The sequence below is a fragment of the Tabrizicola sp. genome (assembly GCF_022842145.1).
In the GTDB taxonomy this organism is placed as follows: Bacteria; Pseudomonadota; Alphaproteobacteria; order Rhodobacterales; family Rhodobacteraceae; genus Tabrizicola.
On record NZ_JALHQD010000001.1, the window covers coordinates 221,386 to 242,564 of the forward strand.

The window sequence follows — 21,179 nt, forward strand, 5'->3', positions numbered from 1 at the left end:
CCTACCCGACCACCGAGCTTGCGATATGGGGACCAAAGATGCGGGCCTGGGCCAGAACCGCGGCGTAGAAGGTCCAGTGCAGGACGAAGGCGGCGGCAAGGCCGAAGCGGGTCTTCAGGATCAGGCGCGGCAGGATCAGGCCAAAGGCGGTGGCAGCGACGATGAACATGATGACGGCACGTGGCGGGATGCCCGAGAAGGCGAGCAAAATGTGCATTCCGCCGAAGAGAAGTGCCGCGAAGATCGAGATTGTGCGCAGCGGCAGACCGTCGAGGGACAGGCTGACGATCAGTGCCAGAACCAGAAGCTGCTGGAACACGATCTCGACGGTCTTCGGGAAGAAATAGGCGGGCGTGGCGATCAGAAGGTCGGGCGGCTCGCCCAGGTCGGCAGGCCAGGTGGCCTCTGGCAGTGCGGGCAGGCCCCAGTGCAGGAAAACAAGGATCAGGGCGAAAGTGGCGGTCCAGATCAGCGCGGCCAGCACCCGGTTCCGCAGGGTCGGAAACGGTCCGTCGGCGTTCCAGCGGCTGTAGAGCGGCCAGAAGACGATGGCAGCAAGGCCGGACCAGAAGAGGTAGAAGGTCGCGACCGGCATCGGGTTCAGGTTGTAGTCCATGCCGACGCCCAAGCTGGGCAGACCGAAGTAGTAGCCGAGGTCCGAGATCAGCCAGAACCCCGCCAGCCAGCCAAGGACCCGGACCTGCCGGCGTTTCCACGGCCCCGCGGGCAGGGCCGTGGTCACATGTGCCGAGGCCGTGCTCAATAAACGACCACGGCCCGGATCGACTTGCCCGCGTGCATCAGGTCGAAGCCTTCGTTGATACGCTCCAGGGGCAGGATGTGGGTGATCATGCTGTCGATCTCGATCTTTCCGTCCATGTACCAGTCGACGATCTTCGGCACATCGGTGCGGCCGCGCGCGCCGCCGAACGCCGTGCCTTTCCAGACCCGCCCGGTGACCAGCTGGAAGGGACGCGTTTCGATGACCGCGCCCGCGGGGGCGACGCCGATGATGATCGACTGGCCCCAGCCGCGGTGGGTGCATTCCAGCGCGTCGCGCATTACCTTGACGTTGCCGGTGCAGTCGAAGGAGTAGTCCGCGCCGCCGATCTTGTCGAAAGGCGTTTTCGTCAGGTCGACGATCGCCTGGACGACCGAAGTGCCCTCGGGCAGTTCCTTGGGGTTGACGAAGTGGGTCATCCCGAACTTCTCGCCCCAGGCCTTCTTGTCGTTGTTGAGGTCGACACCGATGATCATGTCGGCCCCGGCCATCTTCAGGCCTTGGATCACATTCAACCCGATGCCGCCGAGGCCAAAGACCACGGCCTTCGCTCCGATCTCGACCTGCGCGGTGTTGAGGACCGCGCCGATGCCGGTGGTGACCCCGCAGCCGATGTAGCAGATCTTGTCGAAGGGCGCGTCATCGCGGACCTTGGCCAGGGCGATTTCCGGCATCACGGTGTGCTGGGCGAAGGTGGAGCAGCCCATGTAGTGATAGATCGGCGTGCCATCCAGCATCGAGAACCGGGTGGTGCCGTCCGGCATCAGGCCCTGGCCCTGCGTGGCGCGGATCGCGGTGCAGAGGTTGGTCTTGCGCGACAGGCAGGACGGGCATTCGCGGCATTCGGGGGTGTAGAGCGGGATCACGTGATCGCCCGGTTTCAGCGATTTGACCCCGGGGCCGCACTTGACCACCACGCCCGCGCCTTCATGACCCAGGATCGAGGGGAAGATGCCTTCGGGGTCCGCGCCCGAGAGGGTGAATTCGTCGGTGTGGCAGATGCCGGTGGCCTTGATCTCGATCAGCACCTCGCCTTCCCTGGGGTCGTCGAGATTGACCTCCATGACCTGCAACGGCTGGCCTGCGGCGACGGCAACGGCGGCACGGGTGCGCATCTGATATTCCTCCCTTCAAGATTTCCCGGAACCTGTGCCAATCTGGGGCGTAAAGCAATGCGGGATTCGACCCCGCCACATGAGGATACGACCATGAAACGTGCCTTTTCGCTGCTGCTTTGCGCCCCGCTGCTGCTCTCGGCCTGCGTGATGGAGCCGGTGCCGACCCGACCCGCCGACAATCTGGCAAGCTGTGGAGCGGACGACCTGCAGTATCTGGTCGGCCGGCCCGGCGTGCTCCTGGACGGGATGCGCTTCAGCCAGGACGTGCGGGTGATCCAGTACGGCATGGCGGTGACGATGGACTACAACCCCACCCGGCTGAACTTCTGGCTGGACCGCCGCGACGTGATCGAGCGCGTGACCTGTGGCTAAACCCGCACTGGTGCTTCTTGTGCTGGGGCTGGCGGCCTGCGTCGCCGTGCCCAAGGAGAATGCCTGCGGTGCAGCCGGAATGCAGGACCTGGTCGGAAGGGACGATGCGGTTCTGGCCGCGATGACCTTTCCGCAGGGCACCCGGCTGATCTACCCCGGGACCCCCGTGACCGAGGATTACCGCCCCGACCGGCTGAACATCGACATCGACCCGTCCGGTACCATCACCGGGGTCTGGTGCGGATAAGAAAAAAGGCCCCGGTCGCGCGGACCGGGGCCTTTTCGGTTCGGCGTGGGGCAGAGGTTACTGCTTCATCACGCGGAATTCGGTGTGGCAATCCTTGCAGGTGCCGCCAAGTGCGCCCATGCCGGCGCCGATCGATTCAGCCGAGGCGACATCCATCGCGCCCGCTGCATCGCCCAGTGCCTTGGCATCGGCCAGGAAGTCATCCCAGTTCGCCCAGATCTCGGGCTTGGCTTCCGAAGCCGGGTCGGCCGCGCCCTGCTCCTTGAAGGTTTCCTCGATCTTGGCAGCCGCCTCGATGATGGCGGCCTTGGCGCCTTCGGCGGCGGCGGCGTCATGGGCGGTCTCGCCCTTGGCCATGCCACCAAGGATGCCGGTGTTCTTGCCGATGGTCTTCATCAGATCCGAGCGCGCGATGGCATTCGGATCGGTGCGGTCTCCTTCGGCGTAGGCCGCTCCTGCGACAAGGAGTGCGCCGATTACTGCGGCTTTCACGAACTTCATGTACTGGCTCCCTCGTTGGCTAGCCCGGCCACTATAGGCGCGGCATTCCGTCGCGGTAGCCGCCGCGTTGTGCTCTCACGCACTTGTCATCTGCGGTGGTGCGGGACTCGACAGGCTCGCGGCGGGGTGGCATCCTGTGAACGTATCATGAACATATGAGTCGGACGATGGCGGGTCGCCGCATCCTTTCCCTTTGGTTCCCGCGTCTTGCGGCCGAACGCGTTCAGCGGCACCGCGCCGATACGGTGCCGGTCCCGCTGGCCGTCGTGGGCGACCGAAACGGCGCACAGGTGCTGGTCTCTGTCTCGGTCGAGGCCGAGGGTGCGGGTCTTTCGCTGGGCCAGCCCCTGCGCGATGCGACCGCGATCTGCCCTGCCCTGCTGACCGTACCCGCCGACCCCCTGACCGAGGCGCGCTTTCTTCTGACGCTGCGCCGCTGGGCCGGGCGCTTCTCGCCCTGGGTGGCCGAGGAGCCTCCTGCCGGGCTGATGATCGACCTGACCGGGGCCGCGCATCTGCATGGCGGGGAAGAGGGCGTGCTGGCCCAGGTGGCCGAGGATTGCGAAAACCTGGGGCTGACGGTGCGCGCGGCCATCGCCGACACGCCGGGCGCGGCCTGGGGGCTGGCGCGCTATTCCGGGGGCGACCTTGGCACGGTGCGCTCGGGCGATGCCATCGACCAGGAGGCGCGGGCGACCCGGTCGCGCGCGGTGAAGCGCCGGGGGTGGGAGCGCGGCGGCGGTGCCCCCCGGCCGGTGGCGGCGCGCGGAGCCGAGGCGGCGGTGATCTCGCCCCCCGGCCGGCTGCATGAGGCGCTGTCGGGTCTGCCGCTGGCCGCGCTGCGGCTGGACGCGGACGTGGTCGACCGGCTGATGCGGCTGGGCCTGCGCCGGGTGGGTGACATCATGGGCCTGCCGCGCGCCGCGCTCGCCCGGCGGTTCGGGGCCGATACGCTGCGCCGTCTGGACCAGGCGATGGGGCTTGAGCCGGAACCGGTCAGCCCCGCCCGCCCGCCGATGCATTTCGCGGTGCGCCTGACGTTGCCTGAGCCGATCGGGTTGCGCACGGACGTCGAGGCGGCGCTGGACCGCCTGCTGCCACCCTTCTGCGACAAGTTGCGCGCCAAGGGTCGCGGTGTGCGGCGGGTGCTGTTCCAGGGCTTCCGGGCCGATGGCGGGGTGGCGTCCGTGGAGATCGGCCTTGCCCGCGCCGCCGACAGCCCCGACCGCATCCGCCCGCTTCTGCACCTGAAGCTGGACCAGATCGACGCCGGGTTCGGGATCGACTGCCTGCGGCTGGAGGCGCTGGCGACCGAGGCCGTCAGTGCCGTCCAGCACCGCGGGCAGCTGGAAGTGACGGCGCAGGCGCTGGCCAATGCCGGGCGGGTCACGGCAGGCTCGGCCCAGGCGCTGGAGGATCTGATCGGCCGCCTTGGCGCAAGGCTCGGGACCGAGGCGGTCTTGCGCCTGCATCCCGCCGACAGCCATGTGCCGGCAAAGTCCGCGAAGCTGCTGATGGCCGCCTGGAGCCAGCCGCATGACGGGCCCTGGCCCGCGCCCCCTGCCCCGCGCCCGTTGGTGATGTTCCGCCCCGAACCGGTGGAAGCGCCCGAGACGCGCGACCTGCCCGCCCGTTTTCGCTGGCGCCGCCGCGACTGCGCCGTGCGGATGGCGGTGGGACCAGAGCGGCTGCAACCCGAATGGTGGTTCGAGGACCCCGACTGGCGCGGCGGTACCCGTGATTACTGGCGGGTCGAGACGGAAGGGGGCGAGCGGCTGTGGCTCTTCTACGGCCAGGGCGGGGCCGTCACCGACCAGTGGTACTGCGAAGGCACCTTCGCCTGACGCCGGCCCCCGGAGTTTTCAAAAACTCCGGACCGGAGCCTTTGAAGGCTCCGACACGATTTCTTCGAAGAAATCGGCTGCGCGCTGAACGCTTGCGACATCGGCCCATCCATGGGAACCAGTCTCCATGAAGTCCCGCAACCGCATCTCGGTGCAGCAGACGCAGCGCATGGCGCTGACGACGGGGCTTGCGACCTCGCTCCGCATCCTGCGCGCCGACGCGGCGGGCCTCAGCCGATATCTGGAGGAAGCCGCGGCCGAGAATCCGCAGATCCAGTTGGTCAAGCCCCAGGTCCAGGACTGGCTACCGCGCTGGAAATCGGCGTTCAACGCCGATGCCGAGCGCCCCGAGCAGGCGGCCGCGGGACCCAGCCTCGTCTCCCACGTCCTGGGCGTGATCGAGGCGCTGCGCCTGACGCCCACCGACCAGCGCATCGCGATGACCCTGGCCGAGGCGCTGGAGCCTTCGGGGTGGATCGGCAGGTCGCTTGCCGCTATCGCCGGGCAGCTGGGCGTGGCCGTCCCGGCGGTGGAGGCCGTGCTGCGCCGCTTGCAGGACCGGGCCGAACCCACCGGTCTTTTCGCGCGCAACCTTGCGGAATGCCTGCGCCTGCAGGCCGAGGAGGCCGGAGAACTGGACAAGCCGATGGCAGCCCTCCTCGACCGGCTGGAGCTACTGGCCAAGGGCGAGATCGACCGCATCGCCCGCGAAGCGGGGCTGGAGGTGGCCGACCTCCGTCAGGCCTTCGGGCGGCTGCGCAGTTACGACCCGAAGCCCGGCTCGGGTTTCGAGGCCAACGCGGCCCCGGTCCGCGAGCCGGACCTGATCGCCGAAAAAGGGACCTCGGGCTGGATCGTGTCGCTGAACCGATCGGCGCTGCCCTCGGTCTCGGTCGCGGAAGGCCGGGCCAAGGGGCGGGCCGAGGCCCGGGCGCTGATCAAGATGATCGAAGGCCGCAATGCCACCCTTCTGTCTGTGGCGCAGGACATCCTGACCCGGCAGACCGCGGCGCTGGAGCAGGGACTGGGCGCGATGGTGCCGATGACGATGTCGGACGTGGGACAGGCGCTGGGGCTGCACGAAAGCACGATCAGCCGCGTGGTTTCCGGCACCGCGGTCGACACCCCGCGCGGGACCTGGTGGTTGCGGTCGCTGTTCACTCAGGCCCCGCGTGAGGGGGGCCCCTCGGCCGGCGCCCTGCGCGACCGGCTGTCCAAGCTGCTGGCCGAAGAGGACCCCGATGCCCCCCTTTCGGACGAGGCTCTGGCGGCTGCCCTGGCCGAGGGCGGCGCCCCCATCGCACGGCGGACGGTGGCGAAATACCGGACGATGTTGAACCTGCCCCCCGCGCATCGCCGTCGCCGGCGGCATTGATGTCGCTTCCGGGGCTGACAGGCAGGCCCCGGTGCTCTAGCTGGCGGAAAACGCAAGACGGACAGGGACGGACATGGCCTACTTTCTGGGTGTCGACACGGGGGGCACCTACACCGACGCGGTGATCCTGGACGAGGCGGCGAATGTCGTCCTTGGCAAGGCCAAGGCGCTGACCTCGCGTCACGATCTGGCCGTCGGGATCGGCGAGGCGGTCGACGCGGCCATTGCTGCGGCGGGGGTGAAGCCTGCCGAGGTGGCGCTGGTCTCGCTTTCGACCACGCTTGCGACCAACGCGCTGGTCGAGGGTCAGGGCGCGCGGGTGGCGCTGGTCTTCATCGGCTTCGGTGACGCCGACCTTGGCCGCAGCGGGCTGACCGAGGCTTTGAAGGGCGATCCGGTGATCAAGCTGCCGGGCGGCCACACCCATGCCGGAACCGAGGTGGCGGCGCTGGACCTTGGCCTTCTGGAACTGCTGGTCCGCGAACTGGGCGACGAGGTGTCGGGCTTTGCCGTCGCTTCGCAGTTCGCCACCCGCAACCCCGCGCACGAGATTGCCGCCCGCGACCTGATCCGCCGCGTGACGGGTCGCCCGGTGACCTGCAGCCACGAGTTGTCGGCAAACCTCAACGGCCCCAAACGCGCGCTGACCGCGGTCCTGAATGCCCGGCTGATCGGGATGATCGACCGCCTTGTCGCCGCCTGCGAACGCCATCTGGCCGTCGTGGGCATCGATGCGCCCCTGATGGTCGTCCGCGGCGACGGCGCGCTGATTTCCGCCGCGATGGTGCGCGAACGGCCGATCGAGACGATCCTCTCCGGCCCCGCCGCCAGCATCGTCGGCGCGCGCTGGCTGACCGGCGCGTCGGATGCACTGGTCTCCGACATCGGCGGCACGACCACTGACGTCGCCCTCCTGCGGGGCGGGCTGCCCGAGATCGACCCGCAAGGGGCGCGCGTCGGCGGCTTCCGGACGATGGTCGAGGCGGTGGCGATGCGCACCACGGGCCTTGGCGGCGACAGCGAGGTGCACTTGGTGACCGAGGGGCTGACCGGCGGTCTGCGCCTTGGCCCCCGCCGCCTGATGCCGGTATCCCTGCTGGCGGTGGACCATGGGCTGATTGTCCATGCCGCGCTTGACCGCTGGCTGTCCAGCGAGGCCGTGTCCGAGATGGACGGCCGCTTCGTCGTGCCGATGTCCGGCCAGCGCGGCGGGTTGAACACGCGCGAAATTGCCGTGCTGGACCGGATCACCAAGCCCATGCCGATGGCGGCCGCCCTGACCTCGCGGCTGGAGGTTGCGGCGCTGGAGCGGCTGGTCGCGCGCGGGCTGGTGATGATGTCGGGTGTGACGCCTTCGGATGCGTCGCATGTACTGGGCCGACTGGACAGCTGGGATGCGGCGGCGGCGGAAAAGTCCCTGCGGCTGATCGCCAAGCGGCGCACCGGGGCGGGCGAACGCTTTGCCACGGGACCACAGGTCTTCGCCCAGGCCGTGGTGGACCAACTGACGCAGCAGACGGTGGATTGCCTTCTGGAAGCCGCTTTCGGCGAGGACCAGGGCTTTGCCGGCGAGGTCCCCGAGACGCTGGCCCGCCACGCGCTGACCAAGGCAGGCCTTGGCCAGCATCGCGGCGTCATCGAGGTTGCGGTCAAGCTGGGCGTGCCGGTGATCGGCCTTGGTGCCTCGGCCCCGTCCTACTACGGCGCGGTGGGGGAACGGCTGCATTGCCCGATGATCCTGCCGGAACATGCCGGGGTGGCGAATGCCATCGGCGCGGTGGCGGGCCAGGTCAGTCAGCGGGCGACGGGCACGGTGTCCTCACCCGCCGAGGGCCGGTTCGTGGCACACTTGGCCGAGGGTCTTCAGGTCTTTTCGTCGTCCGCGGAAGCGCTGGCTGCGCTGGAGGCCGGGCTGGTCGCCGATGCTTCGGCCCGCGCGAAGGAGGCGGGTGCCGTCGATCTGCGGGTGACGGTGGACCGTGACGTGAAGGAGGTCGAGATCGAAGGCCGGATGATGTTCATCGAGGCCCGCATCACGGCAACGGCGTCAGGGCGGCCGAGGGTGGCGCATTAAGAACGCTCCTCGTGCGCCTTCGGCTTCTCGTCGCAGGGTTTCCTCCGACGAGGAGACGAAGTCGAACGACGAGGCACTGGCGAGCCGATTCACCCTTGACCTTGCCCCCCCGCCCCCTTAATTCGCCCGACTGTGGCTAGGTAGCTCAGCTGGTTAGAGCACGCGACTCATAATCGCGGGGTCGGGGGTTCGAGTCCCCCCCTCGCCACCACTTCTCCTCTTTCTGTGTGCAGATTTCGGGCCGTCGAGGTCCGCGAAATGCTGCACATGTCACAGCCAGAGGCGTCGGGCGTTTCCTTGCAGGATGGCACTGCGGTCCTCGGCCGTCTGTCCGGCCAGAAGAAGCTGCGTCAGGGCCACCCATTCGGCCAGCGAGGAGTGCAGCGTGCAGACCGGGCTGTCCGAACCCCAAACGACACGCGCGGGGCCGAAAGTTTCGATCACGTGCTGCACATAGGGACGTAGCGTATCGGCGGTCCAGTCGGCGGGGCCATAGGCGGTAATTCCCGACAGCTTGACGTGCAGGTTGTCCCGCCGCGCCAGGTTGGTGATGCGGGCGGCCCAGCCGTCGAAATTGCCTCCCACGATATCCGGCACCCCGCAGTGATCGAGGATGAAGGTCGTGTCCGGACAGGCGTCCACCAGATCGGTGGCCAGCGGAAGCTGGCGTTGCAGCATGCAGATGTCGAAGGGCAATCCTGCGGTCCCCAGCCGACGGACGTTTTCGCGAAAGAGCGCGGTCTGTGACACCTCGTCCGGCACCACATGCAACACCCGGCGGATGCCCTTGACGACCCTGCGGTCCAGACGGTCCAGCCAGTCCGCAAAGCCCGGACTTTCCGGGCGGGCCGCGCTGATCGCGCCCCGGAGCAGGCTGCCCGGCTGCGCCATGAGATCCGCGATCCAGGCGGTCTCGGCATCGATGTCCGCTTCGGCAACGTCTACTTCCATGTGCAGGACATCGGTGATGCCAAGACGCGCCGCCGTGGCGCAGTAGCTTGCGAAGTCCCAGTCGCGGTCCAGTGGCGGAAGACTTGCCAGCCAAGGATAGCTCAGCCGGGAGCGGTCGATCAGATGCAGGTGCGTGTCAAAGATCATCGGGCCCCCGTAAGTCAGCACTGCGCCTGTCCTGCCGTCGCAGTCCACCCTGCCCCAGGAAGGCTGTCAAGCTACAGGTCGACCGTTCAGCCGGCAGCCCAGGGGCCGTGCGGGTGGTCAAGGCCGTCGAGCCGCTGGAAGCCGTGCAGACCGAAGAAATCGCGCTGGCCCTGGATCATGTTGGCCGTCCCGCGCGCGGTCCGCATCAGGTCGAACCAGGCAAGACCCCCTGACAGGGCGGGCAGCCCCAGACCATGCAGCGCCCCAGCGGCCACCACGCGGCGGAGCGCGGGGGTCGTCTCGCGCAGAAGGTCGGCGAAGAAGGGCGCCAGCATCAGGTTTCGGGTCGGGTCCTGGCTCAGCGCCTCGGCCATGTCGTTCAGCATCGCCGAGCGGATGATGCAGCCCGCCCGCCAGACCCGCGCGATGGCGGGCATATCCAGCGCCCAGCCGAATTCCCCTGCCGCCGCCGTCATCATCGCGAAGCCCTGCGCGTAGCACAGGATCTTGCCGGCGATCAGCGCCTGTTCCAGGTCATCCAGTTCCAGGTCCACCCGCTGCGGCGCAGGGCCGTAAAGCGCCTCGCCCGCGGCGCGTTCGCCCCGCCGGGACGACACGTTGCGCGCCATCACCGCCGCTTCGATCACCGGGATCGGGGTGCCAAGGTTCTGCGCCTCGATGGCCGTCCAGCGCCCGGTACCCTTCTGGCCTGCCGCATCGACGATGACATCCAGCAACGGCCCGCCGGTGACCGGATCAACGGCCCCCGCCACCGCCGCCGAGATTTCGACCAGGTAGGACCGCAGCACGCCCTCGTTCCAGCGGGCGAAAACTGGGGCGATCTGCGACGCGGACATACCCAGCCCGTCGCGCATCACGCCGTAGACTTCCGAAATCATCTGCATGTCGGCATATTCGATGCCGTTGTGGACCGCCTTGACGAAATGCCCCGCCCCCGCCTCGCCCATGTGGTCGGCGCAAGGGGTGCCGTCGTCGGCCTTCGCGGCGATGGCACGGAAGACGCCTGCCATCCGGCTCCAGTCTTCGCGCTGGCCGCCCGCCATGATCGCGGGGCCGTGCCGCGCGCCCTCCTCGCCGCCCGAGACCCCTATGCCCATGAAGCGGAACGGCAGCCCGGAGGCGGCGCGGCGGTTGGTGTCGTGGAAGTTGGCATTGCCCGCGTCAATCACCAAGTCGTCGGGCTGAAGATGCGGTGCCAGCTGGGCCAGCATGTCGTCCACCGCCTTGCCCGCCGGAACCATCAGGATGATCGACCGGGGCGGAGACATCGCCGCCACAAGATCGGCAAGCGTCTCGGTCGCCACCACCCGGGGCGCAAGCGTGCCCGCCCCGGCATGGAAGTCCTGGGTGACCGATGCCGTGCGGTTCCAGACGGCGATCGGAAAGCCCTTCTCGGCGATGTTCAGCGCCAGCGCCGCGCCCATCGTGCCCAGTCCCACCAGACCGACCTGCGGTTTCGTCACGGCCATTGCGCGCCCTTCCGGTTCAGGACGACCGAGTAAAGACCCGTCGTCGCAGTGATGAATAGCCGATGCTTCGCCCGCCCCCCGAAGCAGAGGTTCGAGACCACCTCGGGCACCAGGACCTTGCCCATCAGATGCCCGTCCGGCGCGATGCAGTGAACCCCGTCCCCGGCCGAGGACCAGAGGTTGCCCTCGTCATCCACCCGGATTCCATCTGCACAGCCCGGCGCGATCCTGTGGAACAGGGAACCCTTGGCGGGCCGCCCGGTTCCCATGTCGAAGGCCAGGATATGCTGGGGATCGCTGTGGAACGCCCGCCCGGTATCGGCAACGTAAAGGCGGTTTTCGTCGGGGCTGAAGGCCAGGCCGTTCGGGCAGGCCATGTCGGTGATCACCGCCTCGATCGTCCCGTCCGGGTCGACGCGGTAGACCGAACAGGGAAGTTCGGCTTCGGCCTTGAAGCCCTCGTAATCGCTGATGATGCCGTAGTGCGGATCGGTGAACCAGATCGCGCCGTCGCGGCTGACCACGACATCGTTGGGGCTGTTCAGCCGCTTGCCCCGGTAGCTGTCCGCGATCACCGTCAAGGTCCCGTCCCACTCGGTGCGCGTCACCCGCCGCGTGCCATGCTCGCAACTGACCAGCCGACCCTGCCGGTCGCGGGTATGCCCGTTGGAATAGTTGGCCGGCTGCCGGAAGGTGGTCAGTCCCGCCTCGGACCAGCGCAGGATGCGGTCGTTGGGGATGTCGGAGAAAAGCAGGCACTGCTGGTCGCCGAACCAGACCGGACCCTCGGCCCAGTCGAAGCCTTCCGCCAGCTTCTTCAGGGGTGCATTGTGCAGGACATGGGCGGCAAAGGCCGGATCATGGATCTCGAAGCACGAAGCGCTTGCGGACATGGGTCACCTCCGTTAGCGCTCACCTTCGCGCAGCCGACGCGGGCGCACAAGACGTGGAGGGACCGATGTCGCATCCCATGTTCGATCTGACCGGCCGCCGGGCGCTGGTGACCGGGGCCTCGCAGGGGATCGGCCATGCCCTGGCGCGGGGGCTTGCGGAAGCGGGCGCGCAGGTGGTGATCAACGGGCGGGACAGGGCCCGCGCCGAGGCCGCGGCGGCGGGCATTCCGGGGGCCGAGGTGCTGGTCTTCGACGTCACCGATCACGAGGCAGCGCGCGCTGCCGTGGACGGGTTCGAGGCGGCAGGCAAGCCGATCGACATTCTGGTGAACAACGCCGGCATCCAGCACCGCGCCCCGTTGCAGGATTTCCCGGCCGAGGCCTTCGAGCGTTTGTTGCAGACCAACGTGGCTTCGGTCTTCCATGTAGGCCAGGCCGTCGCGCGCCATATGATCGCACGGGGGCGGGGGCGGATCATCAACATCGCTTCGGTCCAGACCGCACTCGCCCGGCCCGGCATCGCGCCCTATACGGCGACGAAGGGGGCCGTGGGCAACCTGACCAAGGGCATGGCGACCGACTGGGCGCGGCACGGGCTGACCTGCAACGCCATCGCGCCGGGATATTTCGAGACCCCGCTGAACGCCGCCCTGATGGCGGACGCGGAGTTCGATGCCTGGCTGAAGAAACGGACCCCCGCAGGTCGCTGGGGGAAGGTCGAGGAGCTGCAGGGTGCCTGCATCTTCCTGGCCTCGGACGCGGCCAGCTTCGTCAACGGCCATATCCTTTATGTCGACGGCGGCATCACGGCGTCGCTGTGAGGCGGCTGGTGATCATGGGCGTCTCGGGCTGCGGCAAATCCTCGGTCGGTGAGGCGCTGTCGGCCCGGTTGGGCATCCCCTATTTCGACGGCGACGACCTGCACACTCCCGACGCCGTGGCCAGGATGCGCGACGGGATTGCCTTGACCGATGCCGACCGCTGGCCCTGGCTGGACCGGGTGGCCGCGGTGCTGCGGGACAAGGCCCCGGTGATCATCGGCTGCTCGGCCCTGAAGCGGGCCTACCGCGACCGCATCCGGGAGGGCGCGGCTGGGCCGGTGACCTTCGTCCACCTTGCGGGAAGTCGCGCGTTGATCGCGGCGCGCATGGGCGCGCGGACCGGGCATTACATGCCGACCACGCTGCTGGACAGCCAGTTTGCGGCGCTGGAGCCTCCCGGCCCGGAGGAGGCGATCACCGTGGACATCGCGCTGGACCTGCCCGCTCTGGTCGCGGCGGTGCTGGACCGGCTGCCCCAGGATCGGGGCGGTTCCTGAATCGAGCGCTTCGCGCATGCCTTTTGTCTCGCGCTTTCGCGTGAAGGACGCGAAAGCGCTCGGCCGTCGGGGACGCTTCGCCCCCCAAACCCCCAGAGGATATTTGTGCAAATGTGAAAGGCTGACGGGACCTGGCGGAACAGGGTCGTTTTCGATCTTGAACCGTCCGGAATTCCGGCGCAGACAGAGGGGGATGGTTCCCGGCCAAACCACGCGCGGCCGGGTGAAAAGGGAACGGGGTGAGGTGTAGGCAACAGCCGCCGAATCCCCGACTGCCCCCGCAACTGTAAGCGGCGAGCGACCCCTCTCATGCCACTGGTCTGCCGTTCGAACGGCGGGCCGGGAAGGCAAGGGGAAGCGGCGACCCGCGAAGTCAGGAGACCTGCCATCGAAAATGTAACCCACCGGGCGGGGTGCCCCGGAAGGAGATTTCGATGGACGAACTTCCCCAGGGGTCCCGGCCCCGGACGTATTCGGTGGCGCAATCCGCGCCGCATCAGGTGCTGGTCTGCAAGGCCTGCAAGCACAAGGGCGATGTCTGCAAGCCCGGCTTCGCTCTGCTGAGAAAGCTGCGAGACGCGATTTCGGCGGCGGGGCTTGGCGAGGCGTTCGAGGTCTCGGGCACGGCCTGTCTGGCGGGCTGCGTGCCCGATCACGGCGAGCCCTGCGTTGTCGGTTGGCGCGCGACCGGCAAGGCGACCTGGCTGTTCGGCGACATTGACCCCGACCAGCCGCTGGACGACCTGGTCGCCTTCGCCCGCAGCTATGCCGCGCTGAAGGACGGCTGGATGACCGGCCGCGACCTGCCGACGCGGCTTTGCGACACGACCCTGGCGCGCATCCCGGCCGCGATGATCGTCACGCAGGAAGGGGCGATCCAGTGACCGTGCTTGAACTGCGCAACGTCACCTGGGGTCCGAAGCGCGCCCCGGCAATCCTGCACGACATCTCGTTCCGGCTGGCGGAGGGCGAGGTCCTGGCGATCTGCGGGGCGAACGGGGCGGGGAAGTCCTCGCTCTTGCGACTGCTCTATCGCCACCAGGTGCCGCTTTCCGGCTCGATCATCGTCGAGGGCCGCGATCTGTGGCATCGCCCGGCACGGGAAGCGGCGCGGATCGTGGCGGCCGTCCTGCAGGAACAGCCGACGGACTTTGCGCTGACCACGCGCGACATCGTCCTGCTTGGCCGTCTGCCGCACCGGCAGGGGATGGGGCCGGGGGTGCGGGACACCGCGATCTCCGAGGCCGCACTGGTCAGGATGGACCTGTCGCACCTGGCCGACCGCCGGTTCGGCACGCTTTCGGGCGGCGAGCGTCAGCGGGTCATGGTCGCGCGTGCCCTGGCGCAGGAACCCCGCATCCTGGTGCTGGACGAGCCCACCAACCACCTCGACATCCGGCATCAGCTGGAACTCCTCCGCCTGCTGCGCGGGCTTGGCCTGGCGGTGGTCTGCACGCTGCACGACCTGACCCTTGCCGCCGAATTTGCCGACCGCGTGCTGATCCTGGACCAGGGCCGCGTGATTGCCGACGCCGCCCCGGATCAGGCGCTGACCGAAGCCACCATCGCCCGCGCCTTCCAGGTCGCGACACGGATCGACCGATCCGGCACGTCTCCCCGTTTCTCCTTTCAGTTGGACCACTAGATGAAAACCTCACTCCTCGCCCTTCTCCTTCTGTCCACCCCCGCACTGGCCTTCCCGGTCACGGTGCAAAGCTGCAACCGCGAGATCACCTTCGACGCCGCGCCCACCCGCGCGATCGCCAATGACGTGAACCTGGTCGAGATGATGCTGGCCCTGGGCCTGCAGGACCGGATGGTCGGCTATACCGGCGTTTCGGGCTGGAAGACCCTGGACGCGGAACTCCGCGCCGGAATCGCCGAACTGCCGGAGCTTTCCGCCAAGTACCCGACGCGTGAAGTGCTGCTGGATGCCGAACCCGACTTCTTCTTCGCCGGCTGGAACTACGGCATGAAGGTCGGCGGCGAAGTCACGCCCGAGACGCTGGAACCGCTTGGCATCAAGACCTACGAGCTGACCGAAAGCTGCATCTTCGTCGGTCCCAAAGCGAAGGCGTCGATGCAGGACATGTACGACGACCTGCTGAACCTGGGCACGATCTTCGGGGTCGGGGAGAGGGCGACCACGCTGGTTGAAGGGTATAAGGCGCGCCTGGCCGAGATCACCGCCAGTGTCGACAGCACCGCTCCGCTTCGCGTCTTCGTCTACGACTCGGGCGATGAAGCCCCCTTCACCGCCGGGGCCTATGCCATCCCCACCGCCCTGATCGAGGCGGCCGGGGGGCGCAACATCATGGACGACCTCGACAAAAGCTGGGCCACCGTCGCCTGGGAGCCGGTGGTGGAACGCAACCCCGAAGTAATCGTGATCGTCAACTACGGCGACGTGACGGCCGAGCAGAAGATCGCCTTCCTGGAAACCAACCCCGCGTTCGCGGGCATCGACGCGGTGAAGAACGACCGCTATGTCGTGCTGGAATACGTCGAGGCCACCCCAGGCCCCCGCAACATCCGCGCGGTGGAAAAGCTGGTCGCGGGCTTCTGGGGGAACTGACAGCCGATGGACCGCCGCGCCGCCCTGACCCTGATCCCCGCTGCGCTTCTGGCGCGGCGGGCGCGCGCGCGGGCGCCGCGCCGGATCGTGGTGATCGGCGCGGGCCTCGCGGGGCTTGCGGCTGCACGCGACCTGCGGGCGGCCGGGCATGAGGTCATGGTGATCGAAGCCCGCACCCGGATCGGGGGCCGCATCCACACGTCCCGCCAGTGGCCTGACCTGCCGATGGACCTTGGCGCAAGCTGGATCCATGGGGCGAAGGGCAACCCGATCACCGCGCTGGCCGATCAGGCCGGGGCCGCGCGGGTCGTTACCTCTTACGACCGGAGCCTGGCACTTGGGCCGGATGGCAGCGAAACTGACCTGACCCCCGCCATGGACATGGCCGAGACCCTTGTCGCCACCGCGCGTGACGCTGCCGACGGCGTCGAGACCGATCTTTCTCTGGCCGTGGCCATTCAGTCCTCTCCTGCCTGGGGCAAGGCCGATGGGGAAACCCGCCGCCTGGTCCGCCACTACGTGAACGCGAGCTTCGAGCAGGAATACGCGGGCGACTGGGCGGAGGTCTCCGCCTGGAATATCGACGCGGGCAAGGCGTTCGACGGGCCAGACGTCCTCTTTCCCGGCGGCTATGACCAGATCGTCGCGCATCTGGCGGACGGGACCTCTGTCCGGATGGGTCAGAGGGTGACGGCGCTTGCCCCGGTGACCGGGGGCGTGGCGGTGACGCTCGCCGATGGCCCGACCCTGACATTCGACCACGCCGTCGTGACGCTTCCGCTTGGCGTGCTGAAATCCGGCAGCGTCAGCTTCGCCGAACCGCTTGCCCCGGCCCGACAAGAGGCCATCGCAAGCCTTGGCATGGGTCTTTTGAACAAATGCTGGCTGCGCTTTGACCGTATCGCCTGGGACGCGGATGTCGACTGGATCGAATGGCTTGGGCCAAAGGACGGCCAGTGGTCGCAATGGGTGAGCCTGGGCAGGGCGCTGCAGGCCCCCGTCCTGCTTGCCTTTCACGCCGGCGCGCAGGCCCGCGCTCTGGAGGACCTGGACGACGACGCCACGCTGTCCGGGGCGCATGAGGCTCTGAAGGCTATGTTCGGCACCGCGTTCCCGACGCCTGTGGCCGCGCAGGTGACCCGCTGGTCGCAGGACCCGTTCGCGCTTGGCTCCTACTCGTTCCACGCTGTCGGCTCCTCTCCTGCCACGCGCCGCGCGCTGGCCGGGGCCGACTGGGACGGCCGTCTGGTCTTTGCCGGAGAGGCCTCGTCGTCCGACCACCCCGGCACCGCGCATGGGGCGTTCCTGTCCGGCCAGGCCGCGGCCCGCACCGTCATGGAGCAGGCCGGATGACCGAAACCCCGATTGCCAGCCCGGCCTCGCCCACCCTGCGCCTGACGCGCCGGGCCGGTGTGGTGCTGGGCGGCTGCGGGGTCCTGCTTCTTGCCATTCTTGTTGCCGTCTCGGTCGGGGCCGTGGCGGTCCCGCTGGCGACGGTCTGGGGCGTGCTCGCGAACCACATGCTGCCGGGCCTGGTCACCCCTGACTGGACGGACGGCCGCGAGGCCATCGTCTGGGACATCCGCTTCCCCCGCGCCCTTCTGGCAGCGCTCGTCGGCGCGGGCCTCGGGATCGTGGGTGCGGCCTTGCAGTCGGTGACGCGAAATCCCCTTGCCGACCCGCACCTTCTTGGCATCTCTTCGGGCGGGGCGTTCGGCGCGATCGCGGCGCTTTTGCACACCGGTCTCTTCCTCGGCCTTTTGACCGTCCCGCTCATGGCCTTTGGCGGGGCGCTGGCGGCGACCCTTCTTGTCCTTGCCGTGGCGCGGCTGACCGGGGCCACCTCGGCCGACCGTCTGGTCCTGGCGGGGGTCGCTGTCAGCTTCATCATCATGGCCGGGGCCAATGTGCTGATCTTCCTCGGTGACCCGAAGGCGACCCACACCGTGGTCTTCTGGATGCTCGGCGGCCTTGGCCTCGCGCAGTGGTCGCACCTGATCTACCCGCTCGCCGTCCTGCTGCCTGCGGGCCTCTGGCTCTGGTCCCAGGCTCCTGCGCTTAACGCCATGAGCCTCGGGGACGAAACCGCCGCCTCGCTGGGCATTCCGGTCGCCCGCTTCCGCCTGACGGTCTTTGTCGCCGGGGCGCTGATCACCGGCGTCATGGTCGCATTCTCGGGCCTTATCGGCTTCGTCGGGCTGATGATGCCGCATCTTGTCCGTTTTGCCGTGGGCGGCGACAACGCGCGCGTCCTGCCCTTTTCCGCGCTGGCCGGAGCGATCTTCCTGGTCGCCGCCGATACTGTCGCCCGCATCGTCATGGCGCCCGAGGACATGCCGATCGGCGTCGTCACCGGCCTCGTCGGCGGGGTCTTCTTCCTTTGGCTGATGGCCCGCAGATCATGAGGATCATGATCCAGGGCGCCGGGTCCAACGTCGGCAAGTCGATGCTGGTCGCGGGTCTCTGCCGTCATTTCACCCGGCAGGGCCTGACGGTGCGCCCGTTCAAGCCGCAGAACATGTCGAACAACGCCGCCGTGGCCACGGGCGGCGAGATCGGCCGCGCGCAGGCTCTGCAGGCCCGGGCCTGCGGGGTGCAGCCGCATGTCGACATGAACCCGGTTCTCTTGAAGCCAGAGTCGGAAACCGGAGCGCAGGTCATCGTTCAGGGCCAGCGCCTGACCACCGTTCGTGCCAGGGATTACGCCGCCTTGAAGCCGCAACTGATGGCCCCGGTGCTGGACAGCTTCCGCCGCCTGCAAACCGAGGCCGACCTCGTGATCGTCGAAGGGGCGGGCAGCCCGGCCGAGGTCAACCTGCGCGCCGGCGACATCGCCAACATGGGCTTCGCCCGCGCCGCCGATGTCCCGGTGATCCTGACCGGAGACATCGACCGCGGTGGCGTCATCGCCCAGCTTGTCGGAACTCAAGCCGTCCTCGACGCGGAGGATGCCGCGATGATCCGCGGGTTCCTGATCAACAAGTTCCGCGGCGACCCCCGGCTTTTCGATGACGGCTACCACCTGATCGAACAGCGTACCGGCTGGCAGGGGCTTGGTGTCGTCCCGTGGTTCCCGCAGGCCCACCGGCTTCCAGCCGAGGATGCGGCGGACCTTGGCGGCACACGCGGCGACGGAGAATTCCTGATCGCCGTTCCACACCTCAACCGCATCGCCAACTTCGACGACCTCGACCCGCTTGCGCAGGAACCTGGCGTCACGCTGAAGATCATCAAGCCCGGCCAGCCCCTGCCCGTGGAAGCCGACCTGATCATCCTGCCCGGCAGCAAGGCCACCATCGCCGACCTTGTCCATTTTCGCGCGCAAGGCTGGGACATCGACCTTTTCGCCGCGCTGAGGCGCGGCGCGAGGGTCCTTGGCCTCTGCGGGGGGTATCAGATGCTAGGGAAGGACATCACCGATCCGGAGGGCATCGAGGGTCGGCCCGGATCAGTCCCCGGCCTTGGGCTTCTGGACCTGTCCACCGTCATGACGGTGGACAAGCGGGTGACCGAGACTGCGGCCATGCACCCCGCTTCGGGGACAAGGGTCAAAGGCTATGAAATCCACCTTGGCCACACGGACGGCCCGGACCGGGCGCGCCCGATGTTCACCGTGGACGGCCAGCCGGAAGGCGCACAACGGGGGGATGGCCGGGTCATGGGAAGCTACATCCACGGCATGTTCACCGAGGACGCGTTCCGGCGCGCGTTCCTCGCCAGTCTTGGCGCTTCGCCGGGAGTGGTCAGCTATGACCAGACGGTCGAGGAAACTCTGGACGCGCTTGCCGAGCATCTTGCAACGCATGTCGACTGCGCCCGGCTTCTGGATCTTGCCCGAAAGTAGGGTGGGCGATATCACCCACCCTACGTCCTTGACGCCCAGGGCTGATCGCTGGTCGCAGCACCAACCCGCCGCCTGGACAGCTTAGCCGCCCGCGCAGTCCGCGATGGTCTGCGCCATGCCACGCAGCAGCGCCGCATAGGCGTCCGGCCCCGCGTCCAGCGACGAGCCGACGGGATCCAGCGCCCCGCCGATCTTCACCCCGGTCCCCTCGGTGATCTGCTCGACCAGCGCCGGGTCGTGCTGCACCTCGGGGAAGATGCAGACCACGCCCCCGGCCTCCAGTTCGCCCCGCAACTCGGCCAGCCGCGCCGCACCGGGCGACGAGGCGTCCCCCAGCGCGATGCTGCCCGCGACGGTCAGCCCGTAGTGGTCGACGAAGTATCCATAGGCGTCGTGGAACGTGACGATCGGTTTGTCCTTCACTGGCGCAAGCAGGGCCACCAGCTCGCCGTCCAGTGCCGCAATCCGCTCGCCCGCAGCCACCGCGTTGGCGGCATAGGTCGCCCCATTCTCCGGATCAAGCCGCCCAAGCTCGGCTGCGATCAGGCCCAGCCAGACCTGTGCATTGGCGGGGTCGAGCCAGGCATGCGGGTCCTCGGACCCGTGATCGTGGCCCTCTTCATGACCGGCCTCCTCGGTATGCTCCGATTCGGAATGGCCCGCCTCGTCGGCATGACCCTCGTGTTCGGAATGCCCCGCTTCTTCGGCGTGGTCTTCCCCATGCCCATGCGCGTCGGTCTTTGCATCGCCATAGGCCCGCCGCTGGGTCCCCTCGGCATCCAGCAGCGCCAGCGCCGCCGCACCTTCTGAGCGACTGTCCATCGCGCCGTCCAGCCAGGGCGTCAGCTCGGGTCCGATCCAGATCACCAGATCCGAATCCGCCACCGCCCCGGCCTGGCTTGGTTTCAGCTGGAAGTCATGCTCGTCCGCCCCTTTGGCCAGCAAGAGTTCCGGCTGACCGAGGTCCCCCATCACCTGCGCGACCAGCGCATGGACCGGAGGAATGTCAGTGACCACCCTTGGCACCTCGGCCAGGGCGGGGGTGGCGGTCGCGACAAGAGTAATGATATAACGCATCAAGTGGCTTCCTTCTTCCGTCGCCCCGTTCTATGTATGTAATATCATAACACGTCAAGAGCCCCCAATGCCCGATCCCGATCTTGCCTTCGCAGCGCATGACCACGCGCATTGCGCCCATGACGCGCTGGCGCGGGCCGAGGCGGTGACGGCGGCCACTGGGGCAAGGATGACCCCGGTCCGCCGCCGGGTGCTGGAAATCCTGCTGGAAGAACACAAGGCTCTTGGTGCCTATGATGTTCTGGCGCGACTGGCGACCGAAGGCTTCGGCAACCAGCCGCCGGTTGCCTACCGCGCGCTGGAATTCCTTGTGGAACAGGGTCTTGCCCACCGCATCCAGCGCCTGAACGCCTTTACGGCGTGTGTTCATCCGGGCAAGGATCATGCTCCGGCCTTCCTCATCTGCCGGACCTGTCACACCGTCGCCGAAGCGGAAGCCACCGCCGCCCGCCAGTCGCTTGAGGCCGAGGCCGCAAAGGCCGGCTTCCAGGTCGAACGCTCCACCATCGAGGCGCTTGGCCTGTGCCCGAATTGCCGGGGGCAGTCATGAACCTTGGCACGACATCTCTCGC

Annotated in this window: 21 protein-coding genes, 1 tRNA gene and 1 riboswitch; of the genes, 15 read left to right on the top strand and 7 right to left on the bottom strand. The window is 68.2% G+C overall.

Annotation, left to right across the window (positions count from 1 at the left end; translation table 11 throughout):
• Position 1 precedes the first annotated feature (1 nt).
• Both Q0C42_RS01110 and Q0C42_RS01115 read right to left on the bottom strand, forming a co-directional pair.
• On the bottom strand, positions 2-763 hold the full coding sequence (locus tag Q0C42_RS01110; RefSeq protein ID WP_295070757.1) for a hypothetical protein: 762 nt from the start codon (positions 761-763) through the stop codon (positions 2-4).
• Complete coding sequence (locus tag Q0C42_RS01115; RefSeq protein WP_295070760.1) at positions 760-1,896, bottom strand: S-(hydroxymethyl)glutathione dehydrogenase/class III alcohol dehydrogenase; 1,137 nt, start codon at positions 1,894-1,896, stop codon at positions 760-762. The genes Q0C42_RS01110 and Q0C42_RS01115 overlap by 4 nt, the downstream gene beginning before the upstream one ends.
• Before the next feature lie 93 nt (positions 1,897-1,989).
• Between Q0C42_RS01115 and Q0C42_RS01120 the strand changes: the two genes are divergently transcribed.
• Positions 1,990-2,271 (top strand): I78 family peptidase inhibitor, encoded by a 282-nt coding sequence (locus Q0C42_RS01120; protein ID WP_295070763.1) that lies wholly within the window; start codon positions 1,990-1,992, stop codon positions 2,269-2,271.
• A complete protein-coding gene (locus tag Q0C42_RS01125; RefSeq protein ID WP_295070765.1) occupies positions 2,264-2,518 on the top strand; it encodes an I78 family peptidase inhibitor in 255 nt (84 codons plus the stop codon). The genes Q0C42_RS01120 and Q0C42_RS01125 overlap by 8 nt, the downstream gene beginning before the upstream one ends.
• Positions 2,519-2,575: 57 nt before the next feature.
• Here Q0C42_RS01125 and Q0C42_RS01130 read toward each other — a convergent pair whose 3' ends face one another.
• Positions 2,576-3,019, bottom strand: coding sequence for a cytochrome c (locus tag Q0C42_RS01130; RefSeq protein WP_295070768.1), 444 nt, complete (start codon positions 3,017-3,019; stop codon positions 2,576-2,578).
• Between the two features lie 167 nt (positions 3,020-3,186).
• Between Q0C42_RS01130 and Q0C42_RS01135 the strand changes: the two genes are divergently transcribed.
• The 4 genes from Q0C42_RS01135 (at position 3,187) to Q0C42_RS01150 (ending at position 8,523) form a co-directional block, all read left to right on the top strand.
• Entirely contained in the window at positions 3,187-4,863 is a 1,677-nt protein-coding gene (locus tag Q0C42_RS01135) for a DNA polymerase Y family protein (RefSeq protein WP_295070770.1), read from the top strand.
• A 127-nt stretch (positions 4,864-4,990) separates the two neighbouring features.
• The gene (gene rpoN / locus Q0C42_RS01140; protein ID WP_295070772.1) at positions 4,991-6,238 is read left to right on the top strand and encodes an RNA polymerase factor sigma-54; all 1,248 of its coding nucleotides are present in this window, start codon (positions 4,991-4,993) and stop codon (positions 6,236-6,238) included.
• A gap of 73 nt (positions 6,239-6,311) precedes the next feature.
• On the top strand, positions 6,312-8,312 hold the full coding sequence (locus Q0C42_RS01145) for a hydantoinase/oxoprolinase family protein (protein WP_295070774.1): 2,001 nt from the start codon (positions 6,312-6,314) through the stop codon (positions 8,310-8,312).
• Positions 8,313-8,446: 134 nt separating this feature from the next.
• A tRNA-Met gene (locus tag Q0C42_RS01150) sits at positions 8,447-8,523 on the top strand.
• A 59-nt stretch (positions 8,524-8,582) separates the two neighbouring features.
• Here the strand turns inward: Q0C42_RS01150 and Q0C42_RS01155 are convergent.
• The 3 genes from Q0C42_RS01155 to Q0C42_RS01165 form a co-directional block, all read right to left on the bottom strand.
• Complete coding sequence (locus tag Q0C42_RS01155; protein ID WP_295070777.1) at positions 8,583-9,410, bottom strand: amidohydrolase; 828 nt, start codon at positions 9,408-9,410, stop codon at positions 8,583-8,585.
• An 86-nt stretch (positions 9,411-9,496) separates the two neighbouring features.
• Positions 9,497-10,894 carry an NADP-dependent phosphogluconate dehydrogenase gene (gene gndA / locus Q0C42_RS01160; protein WP_295072786.1) on the bottom strand — a complete coding sequence of 466 codons (1,398 nt, stop codon included), beginning with the start codon at positions 10,892-10,894 and terminating at the stop codon, positions 9,497-9,499.
• On the bottom strand, positions 10,891-11,793 hold the full coding sequence (locus Q0C42_RS01165) for an SMP-30/gluconolactonase/LRE family protein (RefSeq protein ID WP_295070780.1): 903 nt from the start codon (positions 11,791-11,793) through the stop codon (positions 10,891-10,893). The genes gndA and Q0C42_RS01165 overlap by 4 nt, the downstream gene beginning before the upstream one ends.
• A 65-nt stretch (positions 11,794-11,858) precedes the next feature.
• On the opposite strand from Q0C42_RS01165, the gene Q0C42_RS01170 reads away from it, so the two are divergent.
• The 8 genes from Q0C42_RS01170 to Q0C42_RS01205 all read left to right on the top strand — a co-directional run bounded on the left by Q0C42_RS01170 (position 11,859) and on the right by Q0C42_RS01205 (position 19,530).
• Positions 11,859-12,614 (top strand): SDR family oxidoreductase, encoded by a 756-nt coding sequence (locus Q0C42_RS01170; protein WP_295070783.1) that lies wholly within the window; start codon positions 11,859-11,861, stop codon positions 12,612-12,614.
• Positions 12,611-13,111: a gluconokinase gene (locus Q0C42_RS01175; protein ID WP_295070786.1), complete on the top strand. Its 501-nt coding sequence runs from the start codon at positions 12,611-12,613 to the stop codon at positions 13,109-13,111. Before Q0C42_RS01170 ends, Q0C42_RS01175 begins: the two co-directional genes overlap by 4 nt.
• 177 nt (positions 13,112-13,288) lie before the next feature.
• A riboswitch (cobalamin riboswitch) is annotated at positions 13,289-13,516 on the top strand.
• A gap of 29 nt (positions 13,517-13,545) precedes the next feature.
• The gene (locus Q0C42_RS01180) at positions 13,546-13,995 is read left to right on the top strand and encodes a DUF1636 domain-containing protein (protein WP_295070788.1); all 450 of its coding nucleotides are present in this window, start codon (positions 13,546-13,548) and stop codon (positions 13,993-13,995) included.
• Positions 13,992-14,756: an ABC transporter ATP-binding protein gene (locus Q0C42_RS01185; protein ID WP_295070791.1), complete on the top strand. Its 765-nt coding sequence runs from the start codon at positions 13,992-13,994 to the stop codon at positions 14,754-14,756. The genes Q0C42_RS01180 and Q0C42_RS01185 overlap by 4 nt, the downstream gene beginning before the upstream one ends.
• A complete protein-coding gene (locus Q0C42_RS01190; protein WP_295070793.1) occupies positions 14,757-15,686 on the top strand; it encodes an ABC transporter substrate-binding protein in 930 nt (309 codons plus the stop codon). It abuts the gene before it with no gap.
• 6 nt (positions 15,687-15,692) lie between these two features.
• On the top strand, positions 15,693-17,039 hold the full coding sequence (locus tag Q0C42_RS01195; protein ID WP_295070796.1) for an FAD-dependent oxidoreductase: 1,347 nt from the start codon (positions 15,693-15,695) through the stop codon (positions 17,037-17,039).
• Positions 17,036-18,091 (top strand): iron ABC transporter permease, encoded by a 1,056-nt coding sequence (locus tag Q0C42_RS01200; RefSeq protein WP_295070799.1) that lies wholly within the window; start codon positions 17,036-17,038, stop codon positions 18,089-18,091. Before Q0C42_RS01195 ends, Q0C42_RS01200 begins: the two co-directional genes overlap by 4 nt.
• The gene (locus Q0C42_RS01205; RefSeq protein ID WP_295072789.1) at positions 18,085-19,530 is read left to right on the top strand and encodes a cobyric acid synthase; all 1,446 of its coding nucleotides are present in this window, start codon (positions 18,085-18,087) and stop codon (positions 19,528-19,530) included. The genes Q0C42_RS01200 and Q0C42_RS01205 overlap by 7 nt, the downstream gene beginning before the upstream one ends.
• 81 nt (positions 19,531-19,611) lie before the next feature.
• On the opposite strand, the gene Q0C42_RS01210 is transcribed toward Q0C42_RS01205, so the two are convergent.
• Positions 19,612-20,607, bottom strand: coding sequence for a zinc ABC transporter substrate-binding protein (locus Q0C42_RS01210; RefSeq protein WP_295070802.1), 996 nt, complete (start codon positions 20,605-20,607; stop codon positions 19,612-19,614).
• A gap of 67 nt (positions 20,608-20,674) precedes the next feature.
• On the opposite strand from Q0C42_RS01210, the gene Q0C42_RS01215 reads away from it, so the two are divergent.
• Positions 20,675-21,157, top strand: coding sequence for a Fur family transcriptional regulator (locus Q0C42_RS01215; protein ID WP_295070805.1), 483 nt, complete (start codon positions 20,675-20,677; stop codon positions 21,155-21,157).
• The last annotated feature ends 22 nt before the right edge of the window (positions 21,158-21,179 follow it).

Bases quoted from the DNA above. Each gene is read 5' to 3' on its own strand.
- Q0C42_RS01115 (WP_295070760.1), bottom strand. From the start codon at position 1,896: ATGCGCACCCGTGCCGCCGTTGCCGTCGCCGCAGGCCAGCCGTTGCAG.
- Q0C42_RS01215 (WP_295070805.1), top strand. From the start codon at position 20,675: ATGCCCGATCCCGATCTTGCCTTCGCAGCGCATGACCACGCGCATTGC.
- Q0C42_RS01190 (WP_295070793.1), top strand. From the start codon at position 14,757: ATGAAAACCTCACTCCTCGCCCTTCTCCTTCTGTCCACCCCCGCACTG.
- Q0C42_RS01180 (WP_295070788.1), top strand. From the start codon at position 13,546: ATGGACGAACTTCCCCAGGGGTCCCGGCCCCGGACGTATTCGGTGGCG.
- Q0C42_RS01195 (WP_295070796.1), top strand. From the start codon at position 15,693: ATGGACCGCCGCGCCGCCCTGACCCTGATCCCCGCTGCGCTTCTGGCG.
- Q0C42_RS01120 (WP_295070763.1), top strand. From the start codon at position 1,990: ATGAAACGTGCCTTTTCGCTGCTGCTTTGCGCCCCGCTGCTGCTCTCG.
- Q0C42_RS01170 (WP_295070783.1), top strand. From the start codon at position 11,859: ATGTCGCATCCCATGTTCGATCTGACCGGCCGCCGGGCGCTGGTGACC.
- Q0C42_RS01135 (WP_295070770.1), top strand. From the start codon at position 3,187: ATGGCGGGTCGCCGCATCCTTTCCCTTTGGTTCCCGCGTCTTGCGGCC.
- Q0C42_RS01210 (WP_295070802.1), bottom strand. From the start codon at position 20,607: ATGCGTTATATCATTACTCTTGTCGCGACCGCCACCCCCGCCCTGGCC.
- Q0C42_RS01145 (WP_295070774.1), top strand. From the start codon at position 6,312: ATGGCCTACTTTCTGGGTGTCGACACGGGGGGCACCTACACCGACGCG.
- Q0C42_RS01130 (WP_295070768.1), bottom strand. From the start codon at position 3,019: ATGAAGTTCGTGAAAGCCGCAGTAATCGGCGCACTCCTTGTCGCAGGA.
- Q0C42_RS01155 (WP_295070777.1), bottom strand. From the start codon at position 9,410: ATGATCTTTGACACGCACCTGCATCTGATCGACCGCTCCCGGCTGAGC.
- Q0C42_RS01165 (WP_295070780.1), bottom strand. From the start codon at position 11,793: ATGTCCGCAAGCGCTTCGTGCTTCGAGATCCATGATCCGGCCTTTGCC.
- rpoN (WP_295070772.1), top strand. From the start codon at position 4,991: ATGAAGTCCCGCAACCGCATCTCGGTGCAGCAGACGCAGCGCATGGCG.
- Q0C42_RS01200 (WP_295070799.1), top strand. From the start codon at position 17,036: ATGACCGAAACCCCGATTGCCAGCCCGGCCTCGCCCACCCTGCGCCTG.